Here is a 13,451-nt window from a genome sequence, read left to right on the forward strand (position 1 = left end):
TTTTCGTAATTTTTTGTGTCATATGTTATGATATGAGAGAAAACTTAGATCAAATAGACACACGCATACTTAAAGAACTGCAAAAGGACGCCACCCTGTCGCAGCGCGAGCTGGCTGATCGGGTGGGTCTGTCTCAAAATGCTTGCTGGCGCCGGTTGAAAGCTCTGAATGACAAGGGTGTTCTGCTTGGGTCCACAGCCAGGATCGCCCGAGAGAAACTCGGGCTAAGCCTTGTCGTCTTTGTCATGCTGCGAACACGGCACCATTCAGCCGAGTGGTTGCAGGCCTTCCGCCGCCACGTTCTGACCATCCCCGAAGTCGTGGATTTTCACAGGATTGGCGGGGACTACGACTACCAGTTAAAGGTGGTAACGCAGGACATGGCCTCTTACGACAAGGTCTATCAGCGCCTGATTGAAAAGGTCGAGCTGGACAGCGTCACGTCTTATTTCGCGATGGAAGCTATTGCTGAAGGGCGCCCCCTGCCGCTGTAATCCATTCTTCATCTGGCCAAAAATATCCCGGGGGAATCGCGGCTTGCCGCGATGGGGGCAGAGCCCCCTCAACTAAAAAGACCGCGCAAAACTGCGCGGCCCTTTGAATTTCGATTGTCGGCGAAGATCAGTTCTTCGCGTAGAATTCGACGACCAGGTTCGGCTCCATTACGACCGGGTAAGGCACATCGCTCAGGCCCGGCGCGCGAACGAAGGTCGCGGTCATTTTCGAATGATCGGCGTCGATGTAGTCGGGCACATCACGCTCGGCCAGTGCAGCCGCTTCCAGAACAACAGCCAGTTGCTTGGACTTGTCACGCACTTCGATCACGTCGCCTTCTTTGACACGGTAGCTTGGGATGTTGACCCGCTTGCCGTTCACCTTGACATGGCCGTGGTTCACGAACTGACGTGCGGCAAACACGGTCGCAACAAATTTGGCGCGGTAAACAACAGCGTCCAGACGACGCTCCAGCAGACCGATCAGGTTTTCACCGGTATCGCCGTTCACACGTACGGCTTCAGCGTAGATGCGACGGAACTGCTTCTCGGTCAGGTCGCCGTAATAGCCTTTCAGCTTCTGCTTGGCGCGCAGCTGCAGACCGAAGTCCGACAGTTTGCCCTTGCGGCGCTGGCCGTGCTGGCCGGGGCCGTATTCACGACGGTTGACCGGGGATTTCGGACGACCCCAGATGTTTTCGCCCATCCGGCGGTCGATTTTGTACTTGGCAGACGTGCGTTTGGTCACGGCTGATCTCCTTCTTAAAGTCGAAGCCCCAAGGGGCCACTATGAAGGGCGTTGTCCTCTTGAGGTTTCCCCCATGACAGGCATCCCCTTGCGGGGGCCACCAACACCAATGAAGCCGCGCTTATATCTGCCAAACGAGCAGAGTCAACAGGCCCAAAGCCCGGTTACAGCGATTTCTACAGAGTTTTGTTAAGTTGCCAAAGCGCTCAGGTTACTCTGCAGCGGTCAGGATCAAGGGCGGCAACCGTTCCACATCAACAGAGGGATAAGACACCGGGAACGCGACTACTGTGTCGTCCACAGTCGGTATGTGATTTGCCGCTTCGGTCAGATCCGAAACCGCGCTGACCCAATAGTCCTGATCCCGCTCCGGACATCCGTTTTCAAAGATCAGGATCGGCATTTCTTCACCGTCAACCCAGACCAGCTGGGCCGAAAATCGTTGCGCGCCGTTACAAAGCTCGACGGTCGCGCCAAATGCGGGTGCGTACTCAACTGCTGCCGCACGAATCCTGTCTGAAAGCAGTGAAATGGAATTTGTACAGACCGCCTGATCAAAGCCAATCGCTGCTGACTGATTCAGAACAACTCCGCGTCCGCGCCAGGCCCACGATGCACCAACGGCCATGAGGGCAAGAGGTGCAGCCTCCAGCCCGTCCAACTCTGTTTGCGACCATGCAATTGCCGTTCGACCGATTTCACCGGTTCTCATTTCGTGCCTGTACCTTTCAACACCCTCGACCGCTCACAATTCGTGTGTATCAATCCAGATTCCGGCAGAAAAGGGACGGAATTGAAGCAAACAAAAGAATGTTACATTAACGCCAACAGAAATTCGGAATTGCACAGCTCAACACAATCCAAGGTTTATTTGACGCCAGGAATCACCCGCATTTCGAGTATCCACAGCTTCGACAGGTCATACACCCCTCGATCATGACCATGTCAAATTGCCCGCAAGAGGGGCAAGCTTTTCCACGTGGTGCATCCATATTCACGACCTGCGCCTGCGGGTCGGATTTCAACCCCATCCCTTCGCCCTCAAGAAAGCCGATATTGATCATGTGTTGCTCAATCACGCCGCCAATCGCGGCCAGAATGGACGGAATGTACTTGCCTTTGACCCATGCTCCGCCACGCGGGTCAAATACCGCTTTCAACTCCTCCACGACAAAGGAAACATCGCCGCCACGCCGGAATACGGCCGAGATCATGCGGGTCAGAGCCAGCGTCCAGGCATAGTGCTCCATGTTCTTCGAGTTGATGAACACCTCGAACGGTCGGCGACGGCCGCCAATGACAATATCGTTGATGGTCAGATAAATCGCGTGCTCGCTATCTGGCCACTTGAGCTTATAAGTCGAACCTTCCAAAGATTGCGGACGATCCAACGGCTCAGACATATAGATAACGTCGCCACCGTCGACCTCATGCGGGGCGCTGGCGCTTTCGCCCGGCACCTTGTCGTCGCTTTCGGAAACCGTCAGCACCGATCCGGTGACGTCATTCGGGCGATAGGTGGTGCAACCTTTGCAACCCTGATCCCAGGCCTGCATGTAGACGTCCTTGAACGCATCAAAGCTGATATCCTCGGGGCAGTTGATTGTCTTCGAAATCGAACTGTCGATCCACTTCTGCGCCGCCGCCTGCATCTTGACGTGGTCGGACGGAGAAAGAGTCTGCGCGTTCACGAAGTATTCCGGCAACTCGGTGTCACCAAACTTGTCGCGCCACATCTGCACGGCGTAATCCACGACCTCTTCTTCGGTGCGAGAGCCATCCTTCTGCAGCACTTTCCTTGTATAGGCATAAGCAAAGACCGGTTCGATCCCCGAAGACACGTTGCCCGCGTAGAGCGAGATCGTCCCCGTAGGCGCAATCGATGTCAGAAGCGCGTTGCGGATACCATGTTCGCGGATCGCGTCGCGCACGTCCTCGTCCATCTGCTGCATCGTGCCGCTGGCCAGATACTTCTCGGCATCAAACAAGGGGAACGCCCCCTTCTCCTTCGCCAATTGCACCGACGCCAGATACGCGGCGCGGGCGATCGCCTGCAACCAGCGTTCGGTCTGACGCGCCGCCTCGTCCGAGCCATAGCGCAGGCCCAGCATCAGCAGCGCATCCGCAAGACCGGTCACACCCAGCCCGATGCGGCGTTTCGCCTGTGCCTCGGCAGCCTGTTCGGGCAGTGGGAATTTCGACGCATCAACCACATTGTCCATCATGCGAACTGCGGTCGCGACCAGCTCCTGCAACGCCTCTTCGTCCAGATGCGCCGCATCCTCGAACGGTTCGGCCACCAAACGCGCCAGATTGATCGAGCCCAACAGGCAGGCACCATAAGGCGGCAAAGGCTGCTCACCGCACGGGTTCGTCGCCGCAATGGTCTCGACATAATTCAGGTTATTGGCCTGATTGATGCGGTCGATAAAAATCACACCGGGCTCGGCATAATCATAGGTCGCCTGCATGATCTTGTTCCATAGATCACGCGCCTGAACGGTGTGATAGACCTTGCCGTCGAACACCAGCTCCCACGGGCCGTCCACCTTGACCGCCTCCATGAACGGATCTGTCACCAGCACCGACATGTTGAACATGCGCAGACGCGCCGGATCGGACTTGGCAGTGATGAACTGTTCGATATCCGGATGATCGCAGCGCATGGTCGCCATCATTGCACCACGGCGAGAGCCTGCGGACATGATGGTCCGACACATTGCGTCCCAGACATCCATAAAACTCAGCGGGCCAGAGGCATCTGCCGCCACTCCTTTCACATCCGCGCCACGCGGACGGATGGTCGAAAAGTCATAGCCGATCCCCCCGCCCTGCTGCATGGTCAGCGCGGCCTCTTTCAACATGTCGAAGATACCGCCCATGCTGTCGGGGATCGTGCCCATCACAAAGCAGTTGAACAGGGTCACTTGACGCGCAGTACCCGCGCCCGCAGTGATACGACCCGCAGGAAGGTATTTGAAATCCTCCAGCGCGGTGTAGAACTTTTCTTCCCAATACGCCGGGTCTTTTTCCACCCGCGCCAGATCGCGTGCGATACGCCGCCAGCTATCTTCGACCGTCTGATCGATGGCTGTGCCATCCGCTTGTTTGAAGCGGTATTTCATATCCCAGATCTGCTCGGCGATGGGGGCGGCAAAGCGGCTCATTGGTGATTCCCTGTGCTGACCAAGGGATACAGACTATCATCCACTATACCTTGATGACAATCGCGCATGAGCTACAATGGATAGATAGTCGATGGACGACTCTGTGGGGAAGCTGTGGATAAGTACGTTAACCTCATCAAACTTTCGGTTGGATCGGAAAGTGTCGACACGCTGATGGCGTGGCAGGATAGTCGCAAACCGCTCTATGAGGACGGCTGCCCACGCCACGTGACCCGCATGTGGCCAAAGCGCGAGGCCGAGATTCTGAATGGTGGATCAATCTATTGGGTGATCAAAGGCGTTGTTCAGTGCCGCCAACGCATCCTGCGGCTGGATGAGGTTCGTGGTGAGGACGGTATCCGCCGCTGCGCCATCGTCCTCGATCCCAAGGTACACCGCACGCAGAACGCCCTGAAGCGCCCCTTTCAGGGCTGGCGTTATCTGAAACCCGAAGACACCCCAGCCGATCTGCCCAAAGACCGCGAGCAGGACGATGCCCTGCCCGACGATCTGAACCGGGCGCTGGCGGAAATCGGCGTTTTGTAAAAACCAACGTCAACCCGCTCTCAGGTTTGCGCGTTGTGGATGCGCCAAAAAACACGTAAAGTGCCCAAATATTTTTTTGTTATCGAGGGCACTTTATGATGAATGGGCAAATCCGGACGATTCTATTGGCGGCTGTTTTTGTGGCAGGTGGAACGAGCGTTCTTGCTGCCCCAAAGGACGGAAAATACAGCCTGACAGTGCCTTCAAAAAACCCCTTTCCAGTGACAGTCGCCATTGCCAACGGCAACATTGCAGGCATCACATCCTCCACGCTGCAAAACATCAACGGCGCCAGCGTTTCGGGGAACAGCAAGAAGCAATCCATCAGCTTCAACTTTGACAGCGCGAACTGCGGAGGCGGCAACAGCGGCACCATGACATTCGACCTGAGGAAGAATGTCGTGTTCAAAAAATGGAAAGGGACGTGCGGGTCAAAACGTTTTGACGTCAGCAAATCAGTGACCGCTACCCCTGATTAGGGTTTGCTCACCCGATCCATCACATCCGCAAGCACCCGTTTGTCCTCAGGCGAATAACTGACCACCCGGCTGCGCCACAGTGTGGCCTGTGACTGCAACACAAGCCCATCCGCCAGGATTTTCAGGTGGTTCGCCCGCAGGGTCTCTCCGGTCGAGGTGATATCCGCAATCGCCTCGGCGGTTTCGTTCATCACCGTACCCTCGGTCGCGCCCTGACTGTCGACCAGCGTGTAGTCAGCCACGCCAGCATCGATCAGGAACTCTCGGACCAGCCGGTGGTATTTGGTGGCAATCCGCATCCGGTGCCCATGGGTTTTGCGAAAGGCGGCGGCGGCGGCGTCCAGATCGTCAAGCGTGTCAACATCGACCCAGCAGGCCGGTGCGGCGATGATCAAATCCGCCTTGCCGAAGCCAAGCTGCGAAACCTCTTCAACTTGCTGTTCCCAGCGCGGTAGTTTTTCCTGCACCAGATCGGTCCCAGTCACACCCAGATGGATGCGACCGGCGGCCAGTTCGCGCGGAATTTCCCCGGCAGACAGCAGGATCAGCGAAACCCCGTCGATACCTTCGACCTTGCCCGCATATTCCCGGTCCGATCCGCTACGCGACAGGGTGATACCGCGCTTTTCGAACCATGCGAAGGTCTTCTCCATCAACCTGCCCTTCGAGGGCACGCCCAGTTTCAGGCTCATTGCGCTGTCTCCTCGATCTCGAGCATCAGATCAGGGCGCAGCACGCCCCCGACAGCCGGAATTTCCGCACCATTTCCCAATTGGCGCGTCAGCGCGTCATAGCGCCCGCCGGTGGCAATCGGTGGCAGGTCGGGGCGACCTTCGGCATAGAAGCCAAAAACAAAGCCGTCATAGTATTCCATAGATGTACGGCCATAAGCGGCTTCGAAATCCAGTCTTTCAACGTCGACGCCGCGCGCCTGCAACGAAGCAATACGCGCCTCAAGCCGGTCCAACGCCGGAGTGATCTGCGGCAGGTCGACGGCCACGTCGCGTAATTGCTCTAACGCAAAGGGCATGGTCTCACGAACGTTTAGCAGCGTCTCCAACCCAGCCAGTTCATTATCCGAGATTGGTGGGGTGTCGCGATCCGCGCGCAGCGCCTCGATCCGAGCTTCGATCTCGGAGGCGCGGCGTTTGCCGATCATCGGGGCATCGACGTTCAGCGGATCTTTGGCGTTCAGAAGGTCGTCGCGCCCTTCAGGCCCCGGGTTTCGACCGGCAAACCGTTCCAATAAAATACGAAACCGGCGCGGACGCCAGAGGTGGCGCATCAGCGCCGCCTTGCGCCGGTCGGTCGTCCGCAGCCCCCGCACGGCCGCAGTCAAAATACCGATGTCCCCCGTCGCCGCGCGCAACGGCAAGCCCCGGAGTTGCAAGGCGAACAGCGAGAACACTTCGGCATCAGCGCCCTCAGGGTCTTCGCGGTCAAAAACCTCATAGCCGACCTGGATATATTCGTTGGCCCGATCCGGGTCATGTTCCTGACGGCGAAACACTTCGCCGGAATAGGTATAACGCGCAGGCTCGGCCCCTTCAGACATGTGCATCTGCACGACGGGCAGAGTGAAATCCGGGCGCAGCATCTGTTCGCCCCGCAGGGCGTCCGAGGTCACATAGGCACGGGCACGGATGTCTTCGCCATAAAGGTCCAGCAGTGTTTCCGCCGGTTGCAACAGCGGGGGATCGACCACCTGTGCGCCTGCGGCCTCAAACCGGACGCGCATCATGGCGGCGCGAGCCTGTATTTGGGAACGGTTGGGCATCGTTCAGTCCTGACTGCCCAGAATCTCGCGCACCTTGGCGACCAAGTCGCCGCGTGGCACCTCGAACTGGCTTGGACGTTCTTTCCACTCTTCCAGAGTGGCGCTTTCGGCGATCTTCGCACCAAGGATCAGGTCCTTGATCTGCACAATCCCATTGGCCTTTTCATCACCGCCTTCGATCACCGCAATCGGAGAGTTGCGCTTGTCCGCGTATTTCAACTGGTTGCCAAAGTTCTTGGGGTTGCCCAGATAAACCTCAGCCCGGATGCCTGCATTGCGCAGCTCAGCCACCATCGCCTGATAGTCGGCCATCCGGTCGCGGTCCATGACGGTGACAACGACAGGACCCGTCGCTTGGGCAGCGATCCGGCCCTTTTCCCGCAGCGCGGCCAACAGACGGTCAACACCGATAGAGACGCCGGTCGCAGGCACTTCCTGCCCGGTGAAGCGCTTGACCAGATCGTCATAGCGGCCCCCGCCCGAGACCGACCCGAACTGCCGCTTGCGGCCTTTCTCGTCGAAAATCTCAAAGGTCAGTTCGGCTTCATAGACTGGCCCGGTGTAGTACCCCAAGCCGCGCACGACCGAAGGGTCAATCTCGATCCGGTCCGCGCCATAGCCGCCCGCATCCAACAGCGCGCCGATCTGTTCCAGTTCTGCAATCCCATCCGCACCGATCTTGCTGTCGCCCACAGCAGAGCGCAGGTTCGCCAAGGTTCCGGCGGTATCGGCGGCCTTCGAAGTCAGGAAGGCAATAACCGGCTCGGCCTGATCGTCGCTGAGACCCACACCGTCGATGAACGCGCCAGATGCATCCAGACGGCCCTTGGTCAGCAGCTCTCGCACACCGGCCTCGCCCACCTTGTCGAACTTGTCGATGGTGCGCAGAACGTTGTCGCGGGCAGTGGCGTCTTCGCCCAGACCCATCGCCTCTAGCACACCGTTCAAAACCTTGCGGTTGTTGACCCGCACCAAATAATCGCCACGCGGAATACCGACGGTCTCCAGCGTATCCGACAGCATCGCACAAATCTCGGCATCCGCTGCCATTGAGGCCGTTCCCACCGTATCCGCATCACATTGATAAAACTGACGATATCGCCCCGGCCCCGGCTTTTCATTGCGCCAGACCGGGCCCATCGCATAGCGGCGATAAGGTGTCGGCAGGTCGTTGCGGTGCTGCGCATAGACGCGGGCCAAAGGCGCGGTCAGGTCATAGCGCAGGGCCATCCAATCACCCTTGTCGTTCTCGTCAACCTCCTGCCATGCAAAGACACCCTCGTTCGGGCGGTCCACGTCGGGCAGAAACTTGCCCAGCGCCTCGACGGTCTCGACCGCGCTGCTCTCCAAAGCGTCGAACCCGTAACGATGATACACGCCCGCAATCGTCCGTAGCATTTCGGTGCGCTGCGTGACTTCCTCGCCGAAATAGTCGCGGAACCCTTTCGGCGTTACGGCCTTGGGGCGGGGCTGTTTCTTGGGCTTGGCCATATGGGGCGTCCTTGGGCGTATAGTGTTCCGCGCGCGGTCTATCCCATGCCCTGCATCGGGGCAAGGCGGGGTTTCGCTGGCCATGAGCCACCGAGGTCGTTATGACCGGCGCAAGACAGGAGTTTCCCATGCAGCATCTGGAAGAACAGATCGCCCATCTGACCCGAACCTTGGACGATTTGAACGGAGTCGTCACCCGGCAACAGTCCGAGATCGACCGACTAACCCGCCGTGTCGAAATGTTGCTGCAACGTGAAGCAGAACGGGCGCAGGAAGGCTCGGGCGGCGTTGTGCTCGGAGACGAACGCCCGCCGCACTACTAAGCGATTACAAGCCCAGCGTGGTTTTCACCGCGTTATCAACCACTCCGCCCAAAAGGGCATCCTTGTCCGCAGCGCAGCCCTCTGACAGAGCCGCTATGAAAGCCTCGCGCAGCTGGGCTTTTTCTTCGTCAGTGGTTGCATGTTCTTCGATATTGATCTGACGATTATAAAGCGACAGGGCCGTCATCTTTTCGACAACGGTGACAACAAAAGCTTCGTCGCCATTCGCCTCTTCAGCAATCGACGCGCATGTATAATGCATCACAGGTAACGCATCTTGTACCATTTGCTCGGCGGCTTCATCCGCAAATGCAAATGTAGAGGCGCCAAGGATCACCGCGCAAACAGCGGACTTTAAAGCGATATTTTTCATCATATTCACTTCCAGTTATGTCCGATAATCGCACCGGCGACACCGCCAATCGCTGCGCCTTTGCCGTCTCCGACCAGGGCCCCGACGCCCGCACCGACCAAAGCCCCGGTGACAGTATTTTTCTTTTTGTCGTCCGCATGCCCGGCGGTGGCCAGAACCAATGCGCTTGCCGCAGCCAAAGTTAGCGATCTGAAAACAATACCAGAATTCGCCATTTCGGAACCCTCCTGTAAAATGACCCTTAAGGTTGTCCACTCAGCCTAGCCGGGCACCTCACCCGTGGCAACAATGCAGGTGAGGGATCAAATCTCTTCGACCGACAAGACCCCTTCCAGCGACTTAATTGCACCCTTGATTTGCGGGTTGATCGGAAACTCGCGACCCAGATCCATCTCAACATCTCCGGGCAATCCGGGGTCCAGCAGCAGCAGTTGGATCGGCCCACGCGCAGCATTTTTGGCGGCCCCTGCGGCATCTTCCAGGACTTTCGCAACCGTCGGCAACGCTTGCGGTTCACCCACGAAAATACGCAACCCGGTCGCGCCAGCCTCGGCTACCAGAGAATCTGCTGGGCCAACCGAACGACCCAAAAGCTTCAGTTGGTCGGCCTCCATGGTCGCTTCGGCGGTCAGCACCACCTGAGCGCCGGTTTCCAGATATTCCCTGCATTTCTCCAACGTGTCCGAAAACAGAGTGACCTCATAGGCACCGGTCGGATCGGAAAGCTGAGCAAAAGCAAACCGGTTGCCTCTGGCCGATTTCCGTTCTTGCCGCCCAGCGACAACGCCGGCCATTTTGGCGATTAACGGACCCGAGCGCGCCTTTTCCGTCACCTCGTCCAGCGTCAGCACCTGTTTGCGTTTCAGCGCCGGCATGTAGTCGTCCAGCGGATGGCCGGACAGGTAGAAACCGATTGCCTTGAATTCCTCGCTTAGTCGCTCGGCAGGCAGCCAATCGGCTGTCGGCGAAAGGCGGGGTTCAGGCAGATCGTCACCCGCCTCACCGAATAACGACACCTGGTTCGAGTTTTTCTGTTCGTGGATCGCCGCCGAATACTGCACCAGCGGATCAAGGCTTTCAAACACGCGGCGGCGGTTTTTATCTAGCTCATCAAACGCACCAGCCCGTGCCAGCATCTCCAACGGACGTTTACCGACTTTCTTCAGATCAACCCGGCGAGCGAAGTCGAACAGGTTGACGAAGGGTTTGTCGCCACGCCCTTCGACCACCAAATTCATCGCCTCGACACCCACGTTTTTTAGCGCGCCCAGCGCGTAAACCAGATGCCCATCGTTCACATCAAACGTAGCTTGCGAGCGGTTCACACAAGGCGGCACGTAGGGCAGGTCCAATCCCTTGCGGACCTCCTCGAAATAAACAGCCAGCTTGTCGGTCAGATGGATATCGCAGTTCATGACACCCGCCATGAACTCAACCGGGTGGTTCGCCTTTAGCCAGCCGGTCTGATAGCTGACCACCGCATAGGCCGCCGCGTGGGATTTGTTGAAACCGTAGTTGGCGAACTTGTCCAACAGGTTCCAGACCTCGGTTGCCTTGGCCTCGTCCACGCTATTCTCGGCGGCGCCCTTCAGGAACTTGGGCCGCTCGGCGTCCATCGCCTCTTGGATTTTCTTACCCATCGCGCGGCGCAGCAGGTCGGCTCCGCCGAGGCTATAACCCGCCATTTCCTGCGCGATCTGCATCACCTGTTCCTGATAGACGATGATGCCCTGGGTCTCGTCCAGAATGTGGTCGATGGAGGGGTGCAGCGTGTCCCGTTTGCTTAACCCGTTCTTCACCTCGCAGAATTTAGGGATGTTCTCCATCGGGCCGGGACGATACAGCGCGACGAGGGCGATGATATCCTCGATACAGTCCGGCTTCATCCGCTTGAGCGCATCCATCATGCCCGAGCTTTCCACCTGAAACACCGCCACTGTCTTGGCCGCCGAATAGAGCTTGTACGTCGCCTCATCATCCAACGGGATGGCGTTGATCTGGTTTTCGGCCCCTTCAGCAGGTTCATAAAGCTCAGTGCCATCAGGAGCTACGTGGAGATCACGCCCGGATTTGAAAATCAGGTCCATCGCGTTCTGGATCACGGTCAGGGTTTTCAGGCCCAGAAAGTCGAACTTCACCAGACCAGCCTGTTCCACCCATTTCATGTTAAACTGGGTCGCAGGCATATCCGACCTCGGGTCCTGATACAGAGGCACCAGCGAATCCAGAGGCCGGTCTCCGATCACAACCCCCGCCGCGTGGGTCGAGGCGTTTCGCAGCAACCCCTCGACCTGCTGGCCGTATGTCAGCAACCGGTCCACTACCTCTTCGCTGCGCGCTTCCTCGCGCAGGCGAGGTTCGTCTTTCAACGCCTTTTCGATGGAGACGGGTTTGACACCCTCAACCGGGATCATCTTGGACAGGCGGTCCACCTGCCCGTACGGCATCTGCAACACCCGCCCGATATCGCGCACGGCGGCCTTCGACAGCAACGCACCGAAGGTGATGATCTGCCCCACCTTGTCGCGGCCGTATTTCTGCTGCACGTAACGGATCACCTCTTCGCGGCGATCCATACAGAAGTCGATATCGAAGTCCGGCATCGAAACCCGTTCGGGGTTCAGGAACCGTTCGAACAGCAGGCTGTAACGCAACGGGTCAAGGTCGGTGATTGTCAGTGCGTAAGCCACCAGCGAGCCCGCGCCCGACCCCCGCCCCGGCCCCACGGGAATGTCGTGATCTTTGGCCCATTGGATAAAGTCGGCAACGATCAGAAAGTAGCCGGGGAAGCCCATGCCTTCGATGATGCCCAGCTCGAAATCCAGCCGCTCCTGATACTCCTCGGGCGTCACCGCATGCGGGATCACGGCCAGACGTTTCTGTAGGCCTTCATTGGCGATGCGACGCAGTTCCGCGACCTCGTCGTCGGCGAATTTCGGCAGGATCGGATCGCGACGATACGCCATGAAAGCGCAACGTTTGGCAATCTCCACCGTGTTCTGGGTCGCTTCGGGTAGATCGGCGAACAGCGTCACCATCTCTTGCTGCGACTTGAAATAATGCTGCGCCGTCAGACGGCGGCGGCCGTCCTGCTGGTCTACATAAGCGCCCTCGGCAATGCAGATCAGCGCATCATGTGCTTCGTACATATCCGAAGTCGGAAAATAGACATCGTTGGTGGCAACCAGAGGCAGGTTTTTGGCGTAAGCCATCTCGACATGGCCGCGTTCAGTCAACCGTTCAGCCTCCGGCTGACCATCTTCACCCGGATGGCGTTGTAACTCGACATAAAGCCGGTCCGGGAACATCATAGTCAAACGATCCATCAAAGCCTCAGCCGCCGGGCGCTGACCTTGCTGCAACAGCACCCCTACCGGCCCATCCGGCCCGCCGGTCAGGCAGATCAGCCCATCCGAACGCTCTGCCAGTTCCTCCAACGTGACCTGCGGCAGCTGTCCGCCCTTGTCTACATATAGGCACGAGCTCAGCTTCATCAGGTTCTCATACCCCGCCTCAGACTGCGCCAGCAGAACCAACGGCGCCGGCGCTTTGGGCTTTTCACCCGGTTGCGCCTGAACATAGGCAAGGTCGACCTGACAGCCCATGATCGGCTGAATACCCGCCCCGCTGGCCGTGACGGAAAACTCCAGCGCCGAGAACATCGAATTGGTATCTGTGACCGCGACGGCAGGCATCTCCATCTGCTCGCAGAGCGCCGGCAGTTTTTTCAACCGCACGGCGCCTTCCAACAGGGAGTATTCGGTGTGAACGCGGAGGTGAATGAATCGAGGAGTACTGCTCATGACCCCCACGCTATCTCACCAAGCGCCGCCGCAAAAGCAGGAACCGCTGCTTCAAAACGATCGATAAATCAGACTTGATTATTCGGATTTTCCAGAAGGTGCTTCGGGATTGATCGGGCGGCCCATTAAAAAATCCCTTTAATTACAATCAGTTGACCTTTAAGCGCAAGCTGAAATCACGTATCGTTCGCGCCGAATGGTGTATCAGATAGGTAGTTTTTCTTGCCAGACAAGCTGCGCTGTTTCTAAC

The 13,451-nt window shown here is 57.9% G+C and carries 13 protein-coding genes; 4 read left to right on the plus strand and 9 right to left on the minus strand.

Going from position 1 to position 13,451, the window contains the following annotated elements:
* Nucleotides 1-32 precede the first annotated feature (32 nt).
* Entirely contained in the window at nucleotides 33-494 is a 462-nt protein-coding gene (locus ACP0GE_RS07335) for an Lrp/AsnC family transcriptional regulator (protein ID WP_424831330.1), read from the plus strand.
* 127 nt (nucleotides 495-621) lie between these two features.
* Here ACP0GE_RS07335 and rpsD read toward each other — a convergent pair whose 3' ends face one another.
* The 3 genes from rpsD to ACP0GE_RS07350 form a co-directional block, all read right to left on the minus strand.
* A complete protein-coding gene (gene rpsD / locus ACP0GE_RS07340; RefSeq protein ID WP_170473046.1) occupies nucleotides 622-1,242 on the minus strand; it encodes a 30S ribosomal protein S4 in 621 nt (206 codons plus the stop codon).
* A 211-nt stretch (nucleotides 1,243-1,453) separates the two neighbouring features.
* A complete protein-coding gene (locus ACP0GE_RS07345; protein ID WP_424831331.1) occupies nucleotides 1,454-1,954 on the minus strand; it encodes a hypothetical protein in 501 nt (166 codons plus the stop codon).
* Nucleotides 1,955-2,126: 172 nt separating this feature from the next.
* Nucleotides 2,127-4,409 carry an adenosylcobalamin-dependent ribonucleoside-diphosphate reductase gene (locus ACP0GE_RS07350; RefSeq protein ID WP_424831332.1) on the minus strand — a complete coding sequence of 761 codons (2,283 nt, stop codon included), beginning with the start codon at nucleotides 4,407-4,409 and terminating at the stop codon, nucleotides 2,127-2,129.
* Nucleotides 4,410-4,523: 114 nt separating this feature from the next.
* Here ACP0GE_RS07350 and ACP0GE_RS07355 point away from each other — a divergent pair, with 114 nt between their 5' ends.
* Together ACP0GE_RS07355 and ACP0GE_RS07360 are read left to right on the plus strand one after the other, a co-directional pair.
* A complete protein-coding gene (locus ACP0GE_RS07355; RefSeq protein ID WP_424831333.1) occupies nucleotides 4,524-4,955 on the plus strand; it encodes a DUF1489 family protein in 432 nt (143 codons plus the stop codon).
* Between the two features lie 98 nt (nucleotides 4,956-5,053).
* Nucleotides 5,054-5,434, plus strand: coding sequence for a hypothetical protein (locus ACP0GE_RS07360; protein WP_424831334.1), 381 nt, complete (start codon nucleotides 5,054-5,056; stop codon nucleotides 5,432-5,434).
* Here ACP0GE_RS07360 and hisG read toward each other — a convergent pair.
* The 3 genes from hisG to hisS are packed head-to-tail and all read right to left on the minus strand — an operon-like array spanning nucleotide 5,431 to nucleotide 8,702.
* Nucleotides 5,431-6,126 (minus strand): ATP phosphoribosyltransferase, encoded by a 696-nt coding sequence (gene hisG / locus ACP0GE_RS07365; protein WP_424831335.1) that lies wholly within the window; start codon nucleotides 6,124-6,126, stop codon nucleotides 5,431-5,433. The genes ACP0GE_RS07360 and hisG overlap by 4 nt on opposite strands.
* Nucleotides 6,123-7,211: an ATP phosphoribosyltransferase regulatory subunit gene (locus ACP0GE_RS07370; protein WP_424831336.1), complete on the minus strand. Its 1,089-nt coding sequence runs from the start codon at nucleotides 7,209-7,211 to the stop codon at nucleotides 6,123-6,125. Before ACP0GE_RS07370 ends, hisG begins: the two co-directional genes overlap by 4 nt.
* A gap of 3 nt (nucleotides 7,212-7,214) precedes the next feature.
* Complete coding sequence (hisS, locus tag ACP0GE_RS07375; protein WP_424831337.1) at nucleotides 7,215-8,702, minus strand: histidine--tRNA ligase; 1,488 nt, start codon at nucleotides 8,700-8,702, stop codon at nucleotides 7,215-7,217.
* A gap of 128 nt (nucleotides 8,703-8,830) precedes the next feature.
* Here hisS and ACP0GE_RS07380 point away from each other — a divergent pair, with 128 nt between their 5' ends.
* Entirely contained in the window at nucleotides 8,831-9,025 is a 195-nt protein-coding gene (locus ACP0GE_RS07380; protein WP_424831338.1) for a SlyX family protein, read from the plus strand.
* A 4-nt stretch (nucleotides 9,026-9,029) separates the two neighbouring features.
* Here ACP0GE_RS07380 and ACP0GE_RS07385 read toward each other — a convergent pair whose 3' ends face one another.
* From ACP0GE_RS07385 to dnaE, 3 genes are all read right to left on the minus strand, one after another.
* Nucleotides 9,030-9,398: a hypothetical protein gene (locus ACP0GE_RS07385; RefSeq protein WP_424831339.1), complete on the minus strand. Its 369-nt coding sequence runs from the start codon at nucleotides 9,396-9,398 to the stop codon at nucleotides 9,030-9,032.
* Nucleotides 9,399-9,403: 5 nt separating this feature from the next.
* Nucleotides 9,404-9,613, minus strand: a complete 210-nt coding sequence (locus tag ACP0GE_RS07390) for a YMGG-like glycine zipper-containing protein (RefSeq protein WP_424831340.1) — start codon at nucleotides 9,611-9,613, stop codon at nucleotides 9,404-9,406.
* Between the two features lie 87 nt (nucleotides 9,614-9,700).
* Nucleotides 9,701-13,201, minus strand: a complete 3,501-nt coding sequence (dnaE, locus tag ACP0GE_RS07395) for a DNA polymerase III subunit alpha (protein ID WP_424831341.1) — start codon at nucleotides 13,199-13,201, stop codon at nucleotides 9,701-9,703.
* Nucleotides 13,202-13,451: the final 250 nt, after the last annotated feature.

The sequence above is a fragment of the Ruegeria sp. genome, from assembly GCF_965243365.1.
In the GTDB taxonomy this organism is placed as follows: domain Bacteria; phylum Pseudomonadota; class Alphaproteobacteria; order Rhodobacterales; family Rhodobacteraceae; genus Ruegeria.

What these genes read in the sequence shown, in the direction of transcription:
- ACP0GE_RS07335 (WP_424831330.1), top strand. Translation starts at nt 33, where the DNA reads ATGAGAGAAAACTTAGATCAAATAGACACACGCATACTTAAAGAACTG.
- ACP0GE_RS07345 (WP_424831331.1), bottom strand. Translation starts at nt 1,954, where the DNA reads ATGAGAACCGGTGAAATCGGTCGAACGGCAATTGCATGGTCGCAAACA.
- ACP0GE_RS07350 (WP_424831332.1), bottom strand. Translation starts at nt 4,409, where the DNA reads ATGAGCCGCTTTGCCGCCCCCATCGCCGAGCAGATCTGGGATATGAAA.
- ACP0GE_RS07360 (WP_424831334.1), top strand. Translation starts at nt 5,054, where the DNA reads ATGAATGGGCAAATCCGGACGATTCTATTGGCGGCTGTTTTTGTGGCA.
- hisG (WP_424831335.1), bottom strand. Translation starts at nt 6,126, where the DNA reads ATGAGCCTGAAACTGGGCGTGCCCTCGAAGGGCAGGTTGATGGAGAAG.
- ACP0GE_RS07370 (WP_424831336.1), bottom strand. Translation starts at nt 7,211, where the DNA reads ATGCCCAACCGTTCCCAAATACAGGCTCGCGCCGCCATGATGCGCGTC.
- hisS (WP_424831337.1), bottom strand. Translation starts at nt 8,702, where the DNA reads ATGGCCAAGCCCAAGAAACAGCCCCGCCCCAAGGCCGTAACGCCGAAA.
- ACP0GE_RS07380 (WP_424831338.1), top strand. Translation starts at nt 8,831, where the DNA reads ATGCAGCATCTGGAAGAACAGATCGCCCATCTGACCCGAACCTTGGAC.
- ACP0GE_RS07385 (WP_424831339.1), bottom strand. Translation starts at nt 9,398, where the DNA reads ATGAAAAATATCGCTTTAAAGTCCGCTGTTTGCGCGGTGATCCTTGGC.
- ACP0GE_RS07390 (WP_424831340.1), bottom strand. Translation starts at nt 9,613, where the DNA reads ATGGCGAATTCTGGTATTGTTTTCAGATCGCTAACTTTGGCTGCGGCA.
- dnaE (WP_424831341.1), bottom strand. Translation starts at nt 13,201, where the DNA reads ATGAGCAGTACTCCTCGATTCATTCACCTCCGCGTTCACACCGAATAC.